Source organism: Simplicispira suum, assembly GCF_003008595.1.
Lineage (GTDB): Bacteria > Pseudomonadota > Gammaproteobacteria > Burkholderiales > Burkholderiaceae_C > Simplicispira > Simplicispira suum.
Genome location: NZ_CP027669.1, coordinates 1,865,432 through 1,884,139 on the forward strand (window position 1 = coordinate 1,865,432; position 18,708 = coordinate 1,884,139).

12 protein-coding genes are annotated in these 18,708 nt (G+C 68.1%); 3 read left to right on the forward strand and 9 right to left on the reverse strand.

Features of this window, described 5'->3' with window-relative positions; all coding sequences use genetic code 11:
- Positions 1 to 2: 2 nt before the first annotated feature.
- The 7 genes from C6571_RS08705 to glnE all read right to left on the reverse strand — a co-directional run bounded on the left by C6571_RS08705 (position 3) and on the right by glnE (position 11,430).
- Positions 3 to 1,202: an HD-GYP domain-containing protein gene (locus C6571_RS08705; RefSeq protein WP_106446337.1), complete on the reverse strand. Its 1,200-nt coding sequence runs from the start codon at positions 1,200 to 1,202 to the stop codon at positions 3 to 5.
- Positions 1,203 to 1,278: 76 nt separating this feature from the next.
- Positions 1,279 to 4,389 (reverse strand): efflux RND transporter permease subunit, encoded by a 3,111-nt coding sequence (locus C6571_RS08710; RefSeq protein ID WP_106446338.1) that lies wholly within the window; start codon positions 4,387 to 4,389, stop codon positions 1,279 to 1,281.
- A gap of 11 nt (positions 4,390 to 4,400) precedes the next feature.
- Entirely contained in the window at positions 4,401 to 5,570 is a 1,170-nt protein-coding gene (locus C6571_RS08715) for an efflux RND transporter periplasmic adaptor subunit (RefSeq protein WP_106446339.1), read from the reverse strand.
- Positions 5,571 to 5,609: 39 nt separating this feature from the next.
- Positions 5,610 to 7,055: an efflux transporter outer membrane subunit gene (locus tag C6571_RS08720; RefSeq protein WP_106446340.1), complete on the reverse strand. Its 1,446-nt coding sequence runs from the start codon at positions 7,053 to 7,055 to the stop codon at positions 5,610 to 5,612.
- A gap of 236 nt (positions 7,056 to 7,291) precedes the next feature.
- A complete protein-coding gene (locus C6571_RS08725) occupies positions 7,292 to 7,792 on the reverse strand; it encodes a VOC family protein (RefSeq protein WP_338054259.1) in 501 nt (166 codons plus the stop codon).
- A 39-nt stretch (positions 7,793 to 7,831) separates the two neighbouring features.
- A complete protein-coding gene (locus C6571_RS08730) occupies positions 7,832 to 8,686 on the reverse strand; it encodes a helix-turn-helix transcriptional regulator (protein WP_211300716.1) in 855 nt (284 codons plus the stop codon).
- Complete coding sequence (gene glnE / locus C6571_RS08735) at positions 8,683 to 11,430, reverse strand: bifunctional [glutamate--ammonia ligase]-adenylyl-L-tyrosine phosphorylase/[glutamate--ammonia-ligase] adenylyltransferase (protein WP_106446342.1); 2,748 nt, start codon at positions 11,428 to 11,430, stop codon at positions 8,683 to 8,685. The genes C6571_RS08730 and glnE overlap by 4 nt, the downstream gene beginning before the upstream one ends.
- A gap of 98 nt (positions 11,431 to 11,528) precedes the next feature.
- On the opposite strand from glnE, the gene C6571_RS08740 reads away from it, so the two are divergent.
- Positions 11,529 to 15,677 (forward strand): YhdP family protein, encoded by a 4,149-nt coding sequence (locus C6571_RS08740; RefSeq protein ID WP_106446343.1) that lies wholly within the window; start codon positions 11,529 to 11,531, stop codon positions 15,675 to 15,677.
- Entirely contained in the window at positions 15,674 to 16,489 is an 816-nt protein-coding gene (locus C6571_RS08745) for a carbon-nitrogen hydrolase family protein (protein ID WP_106446344.1), read from the forward strand. The genes C6571_RS08740 and C6571_RS08745 overlap by 4 nt, the downstream gene beginning before the upstream one ends.
- 66 nt (positions 16,490 to 16,555) lie before the next feature.
- Here C6571_RS08745 and C6571_RS08750 read toward each other — a convergent pair whose 3' ends face one another.
- Positions 16,556 to 17,197, reverse strand: coding sequence for a YiaD family glycine zipper/OmpA-like lipoprotein (locus tag C6571_RS08750; protein ID WP_106446345.1), 642 nt, complete (start codon positions 17,195 to 17,197; stop codon positions 16,556 to 16,558).
- Positions 17,198 to 17,328: 131 nt separating this feature from the next.
- A complete protein-coding gene (locus C6571_RS19980; protein WP_245901521.1) occupies positions 17,329 to 17,517 on the reverse strand; it encodes a hypothetical protein in 189 nt (62 codons plus the stop codon).
- Here C6571_RS19980 and mltA point away from each other — a divergent pair.
- Positions 17,450 to 18,670: a murein transglycosylase A gene (gene mltA / locus C6571_RS08755; protein WP_245901523.1), complete on the forward strand. Its 1,221-nt coding sequence runs from the start codon at positions 17,450 to 17,452 to the stop codon at positions 18,668 to 18,670. The two genes, C6571_RS19980 and mltA, sit on opposite strands and share 68 nt — an antisense overlap.
- The last annotated feature ends 38 nt before the right edge of the window (positions 18,671 to 18,708 follow it).

An 18,708-nucleotide genomic window follows, 5' to 3' on the forward strand; every position in this document is an offset into this window, starting at 1 on the left:
GCCTAAACCATCGCCGCGAGCCGCTCGATAGGCAGTTGCATGCGCAACTCCTCCTGGGTCACGACGCCAGTGATGCGCCAGTTCGGCTGCGAAGTATCGCGGGAGATCAATTCACCCGTGGGCATGCCGCTTCGGCTTCGCACCACCGCCACGCGCGGTGTCGTGGGGGTGCTGCCGCGCCGAAGCACGACGGCGATTTCCTCGCTGGTCAGCTTGACCAGCGAGCCGGGCGGGTAAATGCCCAGCGTGTGCAGCATGGATGCGCCGGCCTCGTCCACCTGCCGGTCTTCTCCGTAGTAGCAGGCCTTGATCGCGGCAGTGACGGCCATGGGCGTGCGGCCCGCGCGCGGTGCGAGACGGGCGGCAAAAATGTCGGTGCGCTGGACCAGGCGCGCGATCTGCGCGGCTTCGCTGCGCCCCGCCAGTGGCCCTGGGGCGCGGTCGTGGTGCTGTCGCACGGCGTCCAGCCAGACGCGGTCAGACACGCCCAGCGATGCCAGCATGCTGGCCGAGCGGTCGGCGTGGTCCTGTATCTGGGCAATCTGTGCGCCGCTGAGGGGTGCGCTCTGCTGGGCCAGGCGGTCCTGCAGTTCGGTCATGGAGATGTTCATGGAGAGCGCCACCCGGCCGGCCCGTGCTGCCTGCTCAGCGCTCCAGTGCAAGCCGTCGCGCGCCACCAGCATGCAGACGCTGGCCACCAGCAGCACATGCGTGGCGCTGTAAACCCGGGTTTCGTCGCTGGAACGCAGGATCAGCGTCAGCAAGGTGGCGTCGGGCGCGTGCAACGCAGCGCGTGCCACCTCGGTGTGCAGCGCCAGAAAGCGCGAGCCAAAGTCCGTGGCGCTGGGGTTGCTGAGCAGCTGGGTGGTTTTCCATTGCAGCTCGGGCCAGTCCACCGGGCCCTGACGGGTGCGTCCGGCCTGTGCGGGCGCGGCGCCGTCGATCTTCATGCTGGCGATCTGGCCCAGCGGCTGGTCAGAGATCAGCATCTGCTGCAACTGCGCCAGGTAGGCGCGGTGGCTCTCCTCCGACTCCTCGATATCGACGCACAGTTGCACGCCGCGCCCCAGGAGGCCTTCGATCTCATCCCTGAGCAGCACATACCCCTTGTTGGCCAGGAGCGTGCCATCGGTCCCCCGCAACGCGAAAGGCAGGGGTTGACCAAGGATCAGCGAGGCGGGGTTGAGGGCAACGAGGTTCATAGCAGGCCTCACATTATGGAACGTGGCCCTGGCTGCTCAGCAGGGCAAAAAGGCCGTCGCGGCGGCGCTGTTTGCCCTATCGTCCCGCTGGCTGGCCCTCCGGCCGGTGCGCCGGGGAGTGGGTCGCGGGCTTTCCTCGCCGCAAAACCCGTTGCAACCAATGCTCCAGGTCGTCGATGTAGGTGAACACTGCCGGCACCACCAGCAGGCTGAGCAGGGTCGAGGTGATCAACCCGCCAATCACCGCCACCGCCATGGGCGAGCGAAAGCTCATGTCGGCATCGCCCAGCGCCAGCGCAATCGGCAGCATGCCGGCGCCCATGGCCAGCGTCGTCATGATGATGGGGCGGGCGCGCTTGTGGCAGGCGTCGAGCAAGGCGTCCATGCGGCTCATGCCGTGGTCGCGGCGCGCGACGATGGCGTATTCCACCAGCAGGATGGAGTTCTTGGTGGCAATGCCCATCAGCATCACGAGGCCGATGAGCGACGGCATGGAAAAACTCTTGCCCGCAATCAACAGCCCGACAAAGGCGCCGCCCAGCGCCAGCGGCAGCGCCATCAGGATGGTCACCGGCTGCAGGAAGTCCTTGAACAGCAGCACCAGCACGATGTAGATGCAGACCACGCCGGTCAACATGGCCAGGCCAAAGCTGGCGAACAGCTCGCCCATCATTTCCGCGTCGCCCACGTCGATCAGCCGAACCCGGCTGGGCAGGTCGCGCACGGCGGGCAGGTTCTTCACGGCTTCGGTCACTTCGCCCAGGCCGCGCTCGCCCAGCTCGATTTCGAAGTTGACGTTGCGCGAGCGGTCGTAGCGGCTGATGACCGCCGGGCCACCGGCCACTTCCAGCGTGGCGACTTCGGCCAGGCGCACCGGGCCGTTGGAGCCGGGCACCGTGAGGCGTTCCAGCACAGAGAGGTCTTCGCGCGCTGCGTCGTTCAGGCGAACCACGATGGGAATCTGGCGCTGCGACAGGTTCAGCTTGGGCAAATACTGGTCGTAGTCGCCCACGGTGGCCACGCGCAGCGTCTCGGCGATGGCTTGCGACGTCACGCCCAGGTCGGCGGCGCGGGCGAAATCGGGGCGCACGGCAATCTCGGGCCGCGCCAGACTGGCGTTGGAGCTCACCCCGCCGATGCCGGGGATGGTGCGAATGCCCTGCTCCACGGCGCGTGCGGCGCTGGCGAGCGCCTGCGGGTCTTCGCTGGCAAGCGCCAGCACGTACTTGTCGTTCGAGCCACCCAGGCCAATCTTCACGCGCACGCCTGGCAGGTCGGCGAGCGCGGCGCGCAGGCGCTGCTCGATCTCTTGCTTGAGCGGGCGCTCGCCACGCGGCGCCAGGCGCAGCGTCAGCGTGGCTTTGCGCGGGTCGCCGGCACCGCCACCGCCGGCGAACGGGTCGGTGCCCGCCGTGCCGCCGCCAATCGTCGTGTAAATGCTTTGCACATGGCCTACGCGCTGCACCCGCTCGGCAGCCTGGGCAACGGCGGCGCGCGTGTCGGCCAGCTTGCTGCCGGGCGGCAACTCAAGGTTGACCTGGGTCTGGGCATTGTCGTCTGCCGGGATGAAGCCGGACGGCAGCAGCGGGATCAGCGCGATGGAGCCGACAAAGAACAGCAGCGCCCCCGCAATGGTGAGGATGCGGTGCCTGAGGCACCAGGCGGAGGCGCGCATGTACGCCGCCAGCCAGCGCGGCTCGCGCTCCAGGGCCACCAGGGGCTTGAGCATGTAGGCCGACATCATGGGCGTGAGCAAGCGCGCAACGACGAGCGAGGCGAACACCGCCAGCGCCGCCGTCCAGCCAAACTGTTTGAAGAAGCGCCCGGCAATGCCGCTCATGAAGGCGGTGGGCAGGAACACCGCGATCAGCGAGAAGGTGGTGGCAACGACGGCCAGGCCAATCTCTTCGGCCGCTTCCATGGCGGCCTCGTAAGGCGATTTGCCCATGCGCAAGTGGCGCACGATGTTTTCCACCTCGACGATGGCGTCGTCCACCAGGATGCCGACCACCAGCGAGAGCGCCAAAAGCGTGATGATGTTGATGGAAAAGCCCAGCAGGTGCATGCCGATGAACGCCGGAATGATCGACAGCGGCAGCGCCACGGCAGAGACGATGGTGGCCCGCCAGTTGCGCAAGAACAGCCACACCACCACCACCGCGAGGATGGCGCCCTCGTACAGCAGGTGCATGGAGCTGGTGTACTCATCGCTGGCAATCTGCACGAAATCCACCGTGCGCGTGAGCTGCAGGTCGGGGTGGTCGGCCAGCAACTGGTCAAGCGCGCGCTGCACGCCCGCACCCACTTCGATCTCGCTTGCTCCCCGGCTGCGCGAGACTTCAAAACCGATCACCTGCTTGCCGTCCAGCAGCGCGGCGGTGCGCTGCTCGGCCACGGTGTCGCGCACGCTGGCAACCTGGTCGAGACGCACGTGGCGCCCGCCTGAGAGCGGAATGTCGAGCGCGGCGATTTCGCCCGCCGTTTGCACGGTGGCCAGGGTGCGCACCGGTTGCTCGGCGCCGCCCAGGTCGGCGCGGCCGCCTGCGCTCTGGATTTGCACCTGGCGCAGTTGGCGCGACACCTCGGCCGCTGTGACGCCAAGCGCCTGCAGTTTGAGCGGGTCAAGCGCCACGCGCACCTCGCGCGTCACGCCACCGACGCGGTTCACCGCGCCTACGCCGGGCACGGCCAGCAGGCGGCGGGTGAGCGTATCGTCCACAAACCACGAAAGTGCTTCGGCGTCCATGCGCTCGGAGGCAATGGCAAACGCCAGAATCGGCTGGGCCGAGAGCTCCAGCTTGGCGACGATGGGGTCGCGCAGGTCGGCCGGCAGGTCGGCGCGCACGCGCGAGACGGCCGAGCGCACGTCGTCCACCGCCTCCTGCACCGGCTTTTCCAGGTTGAACTCGGCGGCAATGCTGGCCGATCCATCGGTCAGCGTGGTGGTGATGTGCTTGAGGCCTTGCGTGGTGGCAATGGCGTTTTCGATTTTGCGCGCCACGTCCGATTCAAGCTGGCCGGGCGCAGCGCCAGGCAGTACTGCGGTGACCATGACCACGGGGAAATCCATGTCCGGAAAGTTCTGCACCTTCATGGCGCGAAACGACAGCAGGCCCGCAAGGGTCAGCAGCACGAACAGCATGGCTGCAGGAATCGGGTTGCGGATGGACCAGGCGGAAAGGTTCATACCGATGCTCCTTATTTGCTAGCTGCTTGCGCAGGTGCAGTAAGCGCTGGAGCCCTATTTTGTTCAGAATTCTGAGTGACGCGCACCAGATCGCCGTCGTTCAGGAAGGCGCCGCCGCGCGCCACCACCCGCGCGCCGGGCTCAAGGCCAGAGGCAATCTCCACGCGCTCGCCGACGCGCTGGCCGATCTGCACGCGGTGCAGCACGACATGGCTGTCCGCGCCAAGCTCGAACACATGCTGGAAGCCGTCGCGCAGCACCAGGGCCGACTGCGGCACCGTGAGCGCCGAACGCTCGCCGAGCAGGAATTCGCCTTGCGCGTACATGCCGGAGCGCAGGTCCGCGTGCGGGGGCAGGTCCACGTACACCAGCGCATTGCGCGTTTTCGGGTCCACCGTGGGCGCAAGCATGCGCACCGTCCCAGCCACCTCGGTGCCGGCGGCGGTGGTCACGCGCACCGGGTCGCCGGTGTGGATGCGCGGCAGGTCGGTCGCGCTCACTTCGGCGCGCCATTCGAGCCGGCCCTTCCTGACCATGCGAAACAGCTCGGTGCCTGCGCCGACCACGGCGCCCACCGTGGCGCTGCGCGATGAAATGACGCCGCTGTCGGGCGCCAGAACCTGCGTGTGCTTGAGACGCAGCTGCTGGGCGCTGAGCAGGGCCTGCGCGGCCTCGACGCGGGCTTGGGCGGTTTGTGAGCCGGTGGCGTACTGGCCGATTTGCTGCTGACTGAGCGTGCCCGAGGCAATCAAGGTCTGCGCGCGCTCGGCATTGGCTGAGGCTTCCGCGGCGTTCGCCTTGGCTTCCAGCAGGCTGGCGCGTGCTTGCGCCAGGTCGGCCTGCACGGTGTCGTCGGCAAACACGGCCAGCACCTGGCCCGTGCGCACCCGGTCGCCCACGTTGGCGCGCACTTCGGTCAGGCGCAGGCCATTGCTCTGGGCGCCGATGCTTGCTTCCTGCCAGGCGGCGACGTTGCCGTTGGCGGGCAGGCGCAAGCGGATGGACGAGCGCGTGGGCTCAACCACCGTGACGGCCAGTGCCGGACGTGGCTTGCTCGCCTCGCCTTCCTTGGCATCGTCCGCGGCGCGCGAAGGCGGGGCAGCGAACAAGGCGAAGGCGGCGGCCAGCACACACAGCGTGGCGATAGCGGCAAGGGAGAGGGTCAGTTTTCTGCGCTGCATGGAAGAAAGGTTCCTGCGGTCAATGGACAAAAAAAGAAATCAGCGGGTGGACTGCGGCGCCGCCGCGACCTGCTGCGCCTCCCAGCCGCCGCCGACGGCGCGGTAAAGCGCAATCCAGGCGGCCATGCGCTCTTGCCGCAGGGCGACCAGCGCGGTTTCGGCGGCGAGCAGGGTGCGGCGCGCGTCTTCCAGTTCCACCAGGCTCGCCAGGCCGGCGCGCCAGCGCGCCTCGGTAGCTTCGAACGAGCGGCGGTAGCCGGCGGCGGCTTGGCTTGCGTCGGTGCTGCGGGTGTCGGTGCTGGCAAGCTGAACCAGCGCCTGCTCCACCTCACTGACCGCCCTGCGCACCTGGGCGCGGTAGATCTGCACCGCGGCGTCGTAGCGCGCCACTGCAGCGTCCACCTGCGCGGCGCGGCGTCCGGCGTCAAAGAGGGGCAGGCTGAGCGCCACCGGGCCTATGGACCAGGTGTTGCTGCTGACGCTCGCGCCGCCGGTGCGCAGCCAGCCGCGCCCGATCGAGCCGGTCAGGCTCAGGCGCGGGTAGCGGTCTGCGCGTGCTGCCCCTACCTCGGCGCTGGCGGCGGCGACTTCGCGCTCGGCGGCGTACACGTCGGGGCGCTGCGCCAACGCCTCTGCTGGCACCTCGCCAATGGCAAACAGAGCCTCTGGCGCGACCACCGGCGCAGCAGTGGCAAGCCGGGTACGCAGCGTGGACTCGTCCATGGCCGTGAGCGCCACCAGCGTTTTGAGCTTGATGTCGCACTGCATGCGCTGGCGCTCGGTGCGCACCTTGGCGTCGGAATAGCTGGCGTTGGCAAGCGCCGCCGTGGCAGGTGCCGTGAAGCCAGCCATTTCGCTCGCTTGCGCCAGCCGCGCCGTCTCGCCGCGCGATTGCGTATCGGCCTGCGCCACCGCCAACTGCTGCGCGCAACTGCGCCAGCCGGTGAGCTGCAGCGCCACCTCGGCCGCCACCGACACGCGCGCTTCGTGCCACTGAGCGCCGGCGCCGGCCAGGCGTTCGCGGGCCGCATCGCCGGTGGCCGCGTTGCCGCCAAACAGGTCGATTTCCCAGCCCGCTTGCACTCCCGCCTGCGCCGTGCTCGCCAGCGCGCCCACCTGTTGGTTGAAACCGCGGCTGGCGCTGGCTTGCCCGTCGAGCCCAGGCAGCAAGGCCGAGCGTGCTGCCACTTGGGCAGCGCGCGCCTGTGCCAGGCGGGCGCGGGCCTGCGCGATGTCCGGGCTGGCGCCTTGGGCCTCCGCAATCAATTCGACCAGCAGCGGGTCACCCTGGCGCTCCCACCAGCGCGCCAGGTCGGCCACGCTTGCGTGGTGCGGCAGGGGCGCATGCCAGCGGGCGGGCTTGGGGGCATCAACCTGGGCAGCGGGGCGGTGCACCGCGCACGCGGCGAGCGCCAGCGGCAACATGAGCACCAGCGTGCGACGCGACGCGTGAGCAAACGCGCAGCGGGTAAACGGGATAGTCATAGGGGGGAAGCACACATGTCACGGGCCGGTTGCGCGAGCGGTGCGAAGCGCTTGTGGCGCTCCAGCCGGCGCGTCGACAACCCAAAGGGCAAAGGGGCGTAGTTTTAGCAAAAAACCAACGAGAGCGTCGCTTTTTGTGCCCGATAGCGCGAAACATTGCATGCGGGCGTTGCTGTCACCTGACAGACGATCTCCTGCGCCGCGCACTCCTGACGCGGGCCCGAGGCCCGTGCCAGTCAGCTTTGCGTGCACATGGCCGTGTAGCGGCGCTGCATTTCCTGGGTCGAAACGGCCTCGATTTCGTGGCCGATCAGCCAGCGGTGGCCAAAGGGGTCGAGCACCACGCCTGCGCGTTCGCCGTAGAACTGGTCTTGCGCGGCACGCTCAAGCGTCGCACCAACCGACACAGCTTGCGCGAGGACTGCGTCCGCGTTGTCTACGTGCAGGTGCATTCGATGCGACTGAGCGCCCGTTGCAGGTGGGCACAGCACGCCGAAGTCGGGGAACGCTTCGCTGAACATCACCGTGGTGCTGCCGAAATCGAGCTCCATATGGCCGACGCGGCCTCCCGGCTCCACCAGGCGGAACCGCTCGACAGCACCAAAGGCGTCGCGATAGAAGTCCGCTGCAGCGGCAGCGTCGGATACGCACAGGTAGGAGAATGCGTCTTTGATCGTCATGACGATGTCCAATCGGGGGGTGAGGTAAAGAAGCCGTGCAGCGTACTGCGCGCTCATACCTGTGTCTTGAAGATTTTTGACGTCAGGCGCCCCGACTCATGGCACCGGCAGGGGCAGGTGCAAAGATGTTGCGTCTGGTGCGCTGCGGTACCTGTCGGGCGTGACACCGGCCATTTCGGTGAATTCGCGCGTCATGTGCGCCTGGTCGCTGTAGCCGCTGTCGAGTGCAATTTCCCACAGTGGCGCCGTGTGGCTGCGAAGGGCGCGCGCTGTCGCTTGCAGCCGAAGAACGCGCAGGTACACCTTGGGATCGAGACCCACCGCTTCGCGAAAGCGCGCGATGAACTGGCGGTGGCTCAGGCCGCTCAACTGCACAGCATCGCGAATACGGCTCAGTTCGGGCATCCGTCCAAGTGCAGCAGCAACGCCAGGGTGCACGGCGCACGCTAGTGGCAGCCGCGCCAGCAGCGCCGCCTCCAGTAGCCTGAGCCGTTCCTCGCCGCTGCGTGCCCCAAGCAGGCGCCCGCGCAGTTCGTTGCAGCTGGCGCCCCAGGCTGCCGCGAGCGCTGTGTGCGCGCCGGCAAGTTCGTGCGCGCAAACACCTAACAGCGCCCGCGCCGCACCGGGTTTGAGTACTGCGCCGACGGAGCTGGCAAGGGCACTGGATCGGCGCAGGTAGAAGCGCTTGCGGGCGCCAGCGATCATCGCGCCTTCAAAGCGCTGCGGCGCTGCGCTGTCGGTGTCGGAAATCCAGAGGGGCTGTTCGCTGAGCCTGATCGCCAGATGGGTTGCGCCCGTGGGCAGCATCAGTTCACTCGCGGCTTGCGTGACTGCGGGGTCCGGCGCGTCGGCACCACTGGCCCACACCAACGCGACAAACGGGCGCAGCGCGGCCACTGGCAGGCGGGTGATGGCGTCGGCTGAGCCGCGGCGCTCGTCAAGCTTGCTCAAGCGGAGAAGACGGCGTTCCATAAACATAGCACCGCCTCGCGCTCGGTCTCTACGCTCTCTGGCGGGACGCGGGTGGGTTCTTCGTTCAGGCGCGCGCGGTGCTGTATCTGGCGCAGGCGCCGGTACGCCGCAGCGGCCGCAGCGCCCACGCCGGCAGGCAGCAGGCCGGCGTCTTCTGCGCGCTGGAGCAAACCGATATTGCCCTTGTTTTCCACCAGTTCCGAGTGCACAGCCGATTGAGACAGCACCAAGAACTGCATGGCAAATTCCACGTCCACCATGCCGCCGCGGCTGTGTTTCACGTCAAAACTGCCCGGTGGCACGGGGTGGGCGCTGTGGACCCGCTCGCGCATGTCGATGATTTCCTGCGCCAGCGCCACGGGGTCGCGCGGGGCGGTGACCACGGCGGTGCGCACCTCATTGAAGCGCTGCTCCAGGTCCGCGCTGCCGAGCACGAAGCGTGCGCGCGTCATGGCCTGGTGCTCCCAGGTCCAGGCGGTGTTGCTGCCCCGGCGCTGCTGGTAGTTGGAAAAAGAGTCAAAGCTGCTCACCAGCAGGCCCGAGTTGCCGTTGGGCCGCAGCGCGGTGTCGATTTCAAACAGATCGCCCTCGCCGGTTTTCACCGTGAGCCAGTTGATCAGCTTGCGCACGAAAGCGGTGTAAATCTCCGGCGCATTCTCGTCGTCATCGTCAAACACGAACACGATGTCGAGGTCGCTGCCATAGCCCAGCTCCTTGCCGCCGAGTTTGCCGTAGCCCACGATGCCGAACTGTGGCTCTTCGCGGTGGCGATTGCGCAGCCGCTCCCAGCACCAGCGCGCAGTCAGGCGCAGCACGCTGTCGGCCAGCGCGCTCAAGTCGTCGGCCACTTGTTCCACCGTGATGCGGCCTTCGAGGTCGCGCGCCAGGGTGCGAAAGGTTTCGGCGTGGTGGGCGCGGCGCAGCAGGTCGAGCAAGGCTTCGTCGTCGTCTTCCTGGGTGGACTGCAGCGAGCTGCGGCGCAGCTCCAGGCCCTGTTCGAAGTCGGCAGCCACAAAGCGCTCGGTCAGCATTTCGGTGCCGGCGAGTTCGTCGATCACGCCGGGGTGTTGCTGCAGGTAGCGCGCCGGCCAGCGGGCAGCGCCCAGCAGATGGAGCAACTGCTCATGCACCGCCGGGCGCTCGAGCAGCAGCGCCAGGTAGCTCTCGCGGCGCAGCAAGGTTTCCAGCCAGTTCACCAGGCGCACGGCAGCCTCTTCGCTGACCTCCCCTTCGGTCACCCACTGCGCCGTGCGCTGCACCAGGCGCAGCAGGCGCGCGCGGGCTTCGTCGCGCAGGGCGGTGACGCGGGCGTTGCTGCGCCATTCGGCCACGCGGCTCTGCAGCAGCGGCGGCAGGGTCTCGATCACGGTGTCAATGTCGGGCACCGATGCGGCGCGCTCGCCGGCTGCATTGCGTTTGCCGCAGCGTCCGCCCTTGCACGCCGGCGCATCGCTGCCGCCGAGCAGCTTGTCAAATTCCTGGGCCACCAGTTCACGGTGCGCATCCAGTTCGCGCAGAAATGCGCAGGCGCTCTCGCACCCAAGCGTTGCGGCGATCCAGGCCAGGTCATCGTCGCGCGTCGGCAGGATGTGTGTCTGCTGGTCGTCGAGGTACTGAATGCGGTGCTCCACGCGGCGCAGAAAGATGTAGGCGCGCGCCAGCGCTTCGGCCGTTTCCTGCGGCATCAGCCCGGCCTGGGCGATGCGCGGCAGGGCGTCGAGCGTGGGGCGCCGGCGCAGTTCGGGGAACTGCCCGCCGCGCACCACCTGAAGGAGTTGCACGGTGAATTCAATCTCGCGAATGCCGCCGCGCGAGAGCTTGACGTCATTGGCACGCTCGGGGCGGCCTGCGCTGCGCTGCGCCGCGTGTTCGCGAATCTGGTGGTGCAGGGCGCGCAACGCGTCGAAAACGCTGTAGTCCAGATAGCGTCGAAATACAAAAGGCAGAACCACACTGCGCAGCGCCTGCACCGCATCCCCTGTGACGCTGGCGCGCGGTGCCACGACCCGGCTCTTGAGCCAGGCAAAACGCTCCCATTCCCGGCCCTGCACCTGCAGGTATTCCTCCAGCGCTGCCAGCGAGATGGCGACAGGCCCCGAGTTGCCATTGGGCCGCAGCGCCAGGTCGACGCGAAACACACAGCCGTGCTCGGTCACCTCGCCAATCAGCGCGTAGATGATTTTCACGGCCCGGCCGAAGTACTCGTGGTTGGAGGTGCGCCCGCGCCCGTCGCTGGTGCCCGCCGTTTCGCCGTCGCTGGCGTACACATAGATCAAGTCGATGTCGCTGGAGACGTTCAGCTCGCGCGCGCCGAGCTTGCCCATGCCGACGATCCACAAGTCCACGGGTTCGCCTTCGTCCGTCTGCGGCGCGCCGTGGCGGGCGTCCAGTTCGGAGCGCGCGTGCTGGCAGGCTTGGTCCAGCGCCAACTCGGCCAGCTCGGTCATGGCGCGCGTGACTTCGGACAGATCGGCCTGCTGTGCGCAATCGAGCACCATCGTGCGCTCAATGACGATCTGGCGCAGGATGCGCAGGGCTGTGGGCAGGTCGTGCCCGCGCTCGCGCAGCGCTGCCAGCGCGCGCTCCATGGTCTCGCGCACCGGCATTCCCTCGGGCAGCAGCACAAGTTCCTGGGCGTAGCGACGGTGCAGGCGCTGGAGAAGACGCGAATGCGCAGCGGGCTCGGTGTCGATGGCAGTGCGGACAGACAAATCAGAGGGCATGGCCTGTGCGGCTCGGGGCGCCGCCGATGAGGACTCGGGTTCGGGCAGTTCCAGACGCGGTCGGGGGGGTCATAATTCTTGGAAGACCCCGCCAGAACATGACCAGACCCTTTGTGCACCCCACCCGCCTGCTGCGCTGGGTGGCGGTGCTCGCTCGGTGGTCCCTGGGTCTGCTGCTGGCGCTTGGCCTGCTTCTGACGCTCGCCTGGGGCACGCTTCACGGCTGGATTGTGCCGCGAATCGGCGAATACCGTGCGTTCATCGAGGAGCGTGCCGAGCAGGCCTTGGGTGTTCCGGTGCGGCTCGGTGCGATCAGTGCGCGCACCGAGGGATTGATTCCCACTTTCGAACTGGGTGATGTGGTGCTGCTCGACGAAAAGGGGCGCCAAGCGCTGCGCCTGCCGCAAGTGGTGGTGGCGATCTCGCCGCGTTCCTTGCTCAGCCGGGGGTTCGAGCAGCTGTTCATTCAGGGCCCGCAGGTCGACGTGCGGCGCACCGCAGACGGACACATTTGGGTGGCAGGTCTCGATGTCAGCGCTGCCGGTGAGGGCAGTGGGGCGGCCGACTGGTTGTTCTCACAGCCCGAGGTGGTGGTGCGCGGTGGCCGCGTGCTCTGGACCGACGAACTGCGCGGCGCCCCGCCGCTGGCGCTGGAGCAGGTGGATGTGCTGCTGCAAAACAGCCAGTGGCGCCACGCCGCCCGGCTCGATGCCACGCCCCCAGCGGGCTTTGGCGAGCGCTTCACGCTAAGCGCCCGCATGCGCGAACCCTTGCTATCGGTGCACAGCGGGCGCTGGCAGCAGTGGAGCGGGCAGGTCTTCGCTTCCTTTCCCGAGGTCGACGTCTCGCGCCTGGGTCGCCACGCCGATCTCGGCACGGCCACCCTTGCGCAGGGGCGTGGAGCCGTGCGCGCCTGGCTCGACGTGGAGCGCGGACAGGCCGCCGGGGGCGTGGCCGATGTGGCCTTGGCGCATCTCGATCTGCGCCTGGCGCCAGAACTCGAACCCCTGGTGCTGCGCGATGTAGCGGGCCGCGTGGGCGGGCGCCGCAATCCGCGTGGGTTTCAGTTGTTTACCCAAAATCTGCGTTTTGTGGAGGGCGACGGCGAGCCCTGGCCGGGTGGCAATCTGCGGCTCGACTACCAGCACGCACAGGCTCAGGCGCTTGCGCGTGGCAGCTTGGATGCCGACCAGCTTGACCTGGCGGCGCTCTCGCGCATTGCTGCCCGCCTGCCATTTCCGGATGCCATGCACCACCTGCTGCGACGCTATGGCCCGCAGGGTAGGGTCGAGCGCATTCACGCGGGCTGGCAGGGGCCCTTGGAGGCCCCGACGGCCTACGAGGCCCGGGGCCGCATCCGTGCGCTCGCGCTGGCCGACACGCCTGCGGCGGCCCAGGCATTGGCGCCGGGCGAAGCCGTGCCGCCGGGGGTGCGGGGAGCGGATGTCGACTTCGACCTCACCCAGCAGGGCGGCAAGGCCACGCTACAGATGAAGGACGGCGCGCTGTGGTTGCCGTCCGTGTTTGAAGAGCCGCTGCTCCCCCTCACCCGACTGCAAGCGGAAGTGAACTGGAAGCAAGAAGGCGAGAGCATCTCGGTACAGGTGCCGCGTGTGCAGTTTGCCAACGCGGACGCTGCTGGCGAAGCCACCGCCAGCTGGCACACCAGTGACCCGGCCCACTCGCCCGCCAAGGCGCGCTTTCCCGGCGTGCTGGACCTGTCTGGCCAGTTGCAGCGTGCGGACGGCACGCGGGTACACCGCTACCTGCCTCTGGTGGTGTCAGCCGAGGCGCGCCACTATGTGCGCGACGCGGTGCAGGCCGGGCGCGCCAGCAGCGTGACGTTTCGGGTTCGTGGCGATTTGCACGACATGCCTTTTGATAACCCGCGCCAGGGTGAGTTTCGGATTGCCGCGCGCGTGCAGGACGTGACTTATGCCTACGTTCCGCCTCAGCTGCAGGACGCCGGTGAAGTGCCCTGGCCGGCGCTGGTCAAGCTCTCGGGTGAGCTGATTTTCGAGCGCTCGGGCATGCAGGTCAAAGGGGCGACCGGCAGCTTCGCCGGGCGCACGGGGGTGGTGGCCAGCGGTGTCGAGGCGCAGATACCGGACCTGTCTCACAGCGTTGTGAGCGTGGCGGCAGATGCCCGCGGACCGATGCCGGAGCTGCTGGCCTTTGTGGCGCAGTCGCCCTTGGCCGCCATGACCGGCAAGGCCTTGGCGCAGGCCACCGGCAGCGGCAACGGGGAGCTGCGTTTGCGCCTGCAATTGCCCATCAGCGAACTTGCTGCGTCCAAAGTGCAGGGCAGCCTCAAGCTTGCCGGCAGCGATGTGCGAATCACGCCCGACACCCCCTTGCTGGCGCGTGCGCGTGGCAGTGTCCAGTTCACCGAGAGTGGGTTTTCCCTGGCCGGTGTGCAGGCGCGCGCCCTGGGCGGCGAGGTGCGCATCGAGGGCGGAATGCGCAGTACGCCCGGGCAGGTGCCCAGCGTGCAGCTGCGCGTGCAGGGCACCGCCAGCGCCGAGGGGCTGCAGCAGGCGCGCGAGCTGGGCTTGCTTTCGGAGCTGGCTCGCCGTGCTTCAGGCAGCGCGCCGTATACGCTGGGTTTGACGGTGCGCCATGGGGTCGCCGAGATCGCGCTGGCCACCAGCTTGCAGGGCCTGGCTCTGGATCTGCCGGCGCCGCTTGCCAAGCCGGCCGATGCCAGCCTTCCGGTGCGCTTTGAGAATCAGTTGACGGCGGCCTCTGTGGCGGCAACACCCGGCGCGGTGCCGCTGCAGGATCGTCTGAATGTGGAGATTGGGGCCCTGGGCGCACTGAGCTATCTGCGCGAACTGGGCCAGGGCGACCCCAAGGTACTGAGCGGCAGCATTGCCCTGGGCGTGCCAGCCAGCGAAGCACGTGGCGGGTTGGCGAGCGGCAGCGTGGAGGCGAATCTGCGTTTTGGCGCGCTCGATGTGGACGCCTGGGAAGCCGTGCTGTCCGCCGGGAGCAGCGCAGCCGGTACGGCCAAAGCGGGCTCGCCGAAGGCCGCATCTACCGTACCCGGTGCACTGCAAGCGTACCTGCCGGACAGCTTCGCCTTGCAGGCGAGCAGCCTGCGTCTGGCTGGCCGCACCTTGCATGACTTGGTGGTGGGGGGCTCTCGCGAAGGTGTGGTCTGGCGCGCCAACCTCGATGCACAGGAACTGGCGGGCTACCTGGAGTACCGTCAGGCCAACGCAGACGCGGGAGCCGGCGGACTTTTTGCTCGCCTCTCGCGCTTGTCGTTGCCGGAAAGTGCGGTGAGCGAAGTGGACAATTTGCTTGCCGAGCAGCCGGCCAGCCTGCCGGCGCTCGATATCGTGGTGGAGGCCTTTGAGCTGCGCGGGCGCAAACTGGGCCGCCTGGAAATCGACGCGCGCAACCGCGGCGTGGCCGACGCGACGCGCGAATGGCGCTTGGCCAAGTTCAATCTGTCCACCCCCGAAGCCTCCTTCGCAGCCAGCGGCAACTGGGCGCAGATCAATGCCACGCGCCCCGGTGGCGCGGGCCCTGCGGTGCAGCGCCGCACGGTGCTCAATTTTTCGCTGGACATGCGCGATGCCGGGCAATTGCTGGCGCGCATGGGCATGCAGGACGTGGTGCTGCGCGGGCGCGGGCGCATGGATGGGCAGGTGGCCTGGCTGGGCGCACCCATCAGTCCGGACTACCGATCCATGACCGGGCAGATCCATCTTGACGTGGGCGCCGGGCAGTTCCTCAAAGCCGAACCGGGTCTGGCCAAATTGCTCAGTGTGCTCAGTCTGCAGGCGCTGCCGCGCCGGTTCTCGCTTGATTTCCGCGATCTCTTCAGCCAGGGTTTTGCGTTTGACTTTGTGCGTGGCGACGTGGGGATCGAGCGCGGCGTAGCCACCACCAACAATCTGCAGATGAAGGGCGTCAACGCCGCCGTGCTGATGGAAGGGCGCGCCGACATTGAGCGTGAAACGCAGGACTTGCATGTCGTCGTGGTTCCGGAGATCAACGCGCTAACTGCCTCCCTGGTGGCCACTGCCATCAATCCGGTGATTGGCCTGGGCAGCTTTCTCGCCCAGGTGTTTTTGCGTGGCCCATTGATTGCGGCAGCCACGCAAGAGTATTCCATTCGCGGCACCTGGAGCGACCCGGAAGTCACCAAACTGCCACGCCGCCGTCTGGGCGCGCCGCCTGCCGCCACCGCGCCGGCGGCGGGCCCCAGCGCACCCGCCACCGAGGACAAGCCATGAAAATCGCCGCACTGCAGATGGTTTCCGGAGCACGCGCTGAGGGCAATCTGGCCACGGCGCGAACGCTCCTCGAGCGCGCCGCCGCCGAAGGGGCTGAGCTGGCGCTGTTGCCGGAATACTTCTCTGCCATGGGCCTGCACGAACGCGACAAGCTCGCCCTTGCTGAGACGCCAGGCAAAGGCCCGGTTCAGGACTTTCTGGCGCGCGCGGCGCAGGACCTGGGGCTTTGGATCGTTGGCGGCACCTTGCCGCTGGTGTGTGAGGACGCGGACCGGGTGCGCAACAGCTCGCTGGCCTACTCGCCGCAGGGCCGCTGCGTCGCACGCTATGACAAGGTGCATCTGTTTCGCCTGGAGCACGGAAGCGAGCAGATTGACGAAAGCCGCACCATCGAGCCGGGTGCTGCCCCCGTGCAGTTCCGGCTCAAAGACCGCACCGGCCACGACTGGTGCCTTGGTTTGTCTGTCTGCTACGACCTGCGCTTTCCCGAGTTCTACCGTCTGCACGCCGCAGCAGGTGCGGATCTGCTCCTGGTGCCTGCCGCCTTCACCTGGACCACGGGCAGCGCCCACTGGGAAGTGTTGCTGCGCGCCCGCGCCATTGAAAACCAGGCCTTTGTGCTGGCCGCTGCGCAGGGTGGAAGGCACGAAAACGGCCGCCGCACCTGGGGCCAGAGCCTGCTGATCGACCCCTGGGGCGAGGTTTTGGCTGCGCGGCCCGAAGGCGCAGGCCTGGTGCTGGCGGAAGCCGATCCGGAGCGATTGGCGCAGGTGCGCCGACAGTTGCCGGCGCTGGGGCATCGGGTTTTTTAGTGCCGATATGGCAGGCTGTCGGACTTGGAACGCTTCCGCCAGCCCTCAGCGATCCCTTGTGCGGCTTTAACCGCGCTCGCCAACGTAGATTTCCACACGCCGATTGCGCGCGCGCCCTTCGCCGCTGTCGTTGCTGGCGATCGGTTGGTGCGAGCCGCGGCCTTCGATCTGAATGCGTGCAGGGTCCACGCCGCGCGCGGCCAGGTAGCTGCGTGTGCTGGCTGCGCGGTCCACCGACAGCGGGTTGTTCACGGCATCGCTGCCCGTGCTGTCCGTGTGGCCCACGATGCGCACATCGGTGCGCGGGTTGTCGCGCAGCCCCTGGGCGAACTGATCCAGCAATGGGCGGAAAGCACCGCGGATGTCACTGCTGTTGGTATCGAACGAGATGTCGCTCGGAATCTCCAGCTTGAGCTGGTTGTCGGCCGTCTGGGTCACTCCAACGCCGGTGCCGCGCGTTGCCTGCTCCATGCTGCGACGCTGGTTTTCCATGTTGCGCGACCAGATGTAGGTGCCCAGGGCGCCCACGCCTGCGCCCACCACCGCGCCAGTGCCGGCGCTTCCGCCCGTGGCCGATCCGATCACAGCGCCGGCCAGCGCGCCCACGCCGGCGCCCGTGGCGGTGCGGCGCTGCGTATCGTCCATGTTGGCGCAGCCGGTGATGACCATCGCGGCAGCGGCCGCAGCAAGAATTCGAGAATGGCGCATGTCGAGAGCTCCTTCAAAAAGCAAAACCTGCGCTGCCGGAACGGCGGCGCCTTGCCTTCGATTCTTGGAGCAAGCGCCGGGCCCCCTTGTGGCGCTTGCGGCCTTGCGCGGGTAGGACCACGCCGACAGCTTCAGCCCGCAGGCGGCGGAGCCGGCGGCTGGGGTGAAGAAGGGGGAGGCGAAGGCGGGCGGAGCTCTTCGTCTGCCTTCTGTTGGCGATGGGGCGGTTCACCGCGCGGGCGGCCCGAAAACATCGTCCACCAGACAATCAGCAGCAGTGCCACCAGTGCGCCCAGCGCCTCAAGCAAAATCAGTCCCATGAATGCCTCACTCCTGCGCCGTGCGCTGCTGGCCCTGATTGTAGGAAGCCTTGCGGCCTGTGCCACCCGCCCCGCGCCCGAGCCCCCGCCGATCAGACGTCCGCCTCCCCCGGTGGCGCCGCTTCCCGGTGAGCCGGTTGCTCTGCCGGGACCGCTGGCTCCGCCGCGCAGCCATTGGGTGCCGGTGCATTGGGGCGAGCTTCCGGGTTTTGCCGACGACGCGCTGTACGAAGCCTGGAACGCCTGGATCAAGAGCTGCGAACGCCCGGCGCCGGTCTTCGCCGCGCTGTGCGGCGAGGTGCGCCAGCTGAGCATCGCCACGGGAGAAGAGCAGCGCGCCTGGCTGGTTTCGCGCCTGCAGCCGTACCGGGTGGAAGGCGCAAGCGGTGCGACGGAAGGCTTGCTGACCGGCTATTTCGAGCCGGAATACGACGCCGCGCGTGTGCAGGGCGACGGCTACAGCGTGCCGCTGTACGCACCCCCACCCGACCTGGCGCGCCGCCGCCCCTGGTATTCGCGCCAGGAGATCGAGACCCTGCCCCAGGCGCAGGCGGCTTTGGCCGATCGCGCCATCGCCTGGCTGCGCGATCCGGTGGAAGCCATGGTGCTGCACATTCAGGGTTCAGGCCGGCTGAACTTGCTGGAGCCCGACGGCACGCGCCGTCTGGTGCGCGTGGCCTACGCCGGCACCAACGACCGGCCCTACCGCAGCATTGGCCGCTGGCTGCTCGACCAAGGCTTGGTGCGCGACGCCACCTGGCCGGGCATTCGGGCCTGGATGGCGCAGAACCCCCAGCGCGTCAACGAGTTGCTGTGGGCCAACCCTCGCTACGTGTTCTTCCGCGAGGAGCCCATGGACGCGCTCGACGCCGCCTTCGGCCCGCGCGGCGCCCAGGGCGTGCCGCTGACGCCGGGGCGCTCGATTGCGGTGGACAAGGCCAGCATCCCCTACGGCACGCCGGTCTGGCTGGCCTCGCCCGGCCCGCTTGTTCCCCTGCAGCGCCTGGTGCTGGCGCAGGACACGGGCAGCGCCATCGTCGGCGCGGTGCGGGCCGACTTCTTCCTTGGCTGGGGCGCGCAGGCGGGCGAGACCGCAGGGCGGCTCAAGCAGCCGCTGCGACTGTGGGCGCTGTGGCCGAGGCAGGCCAACTAGAATAGAAATAGGCTTCTAGCGCTTGCTGCATAAGCGTG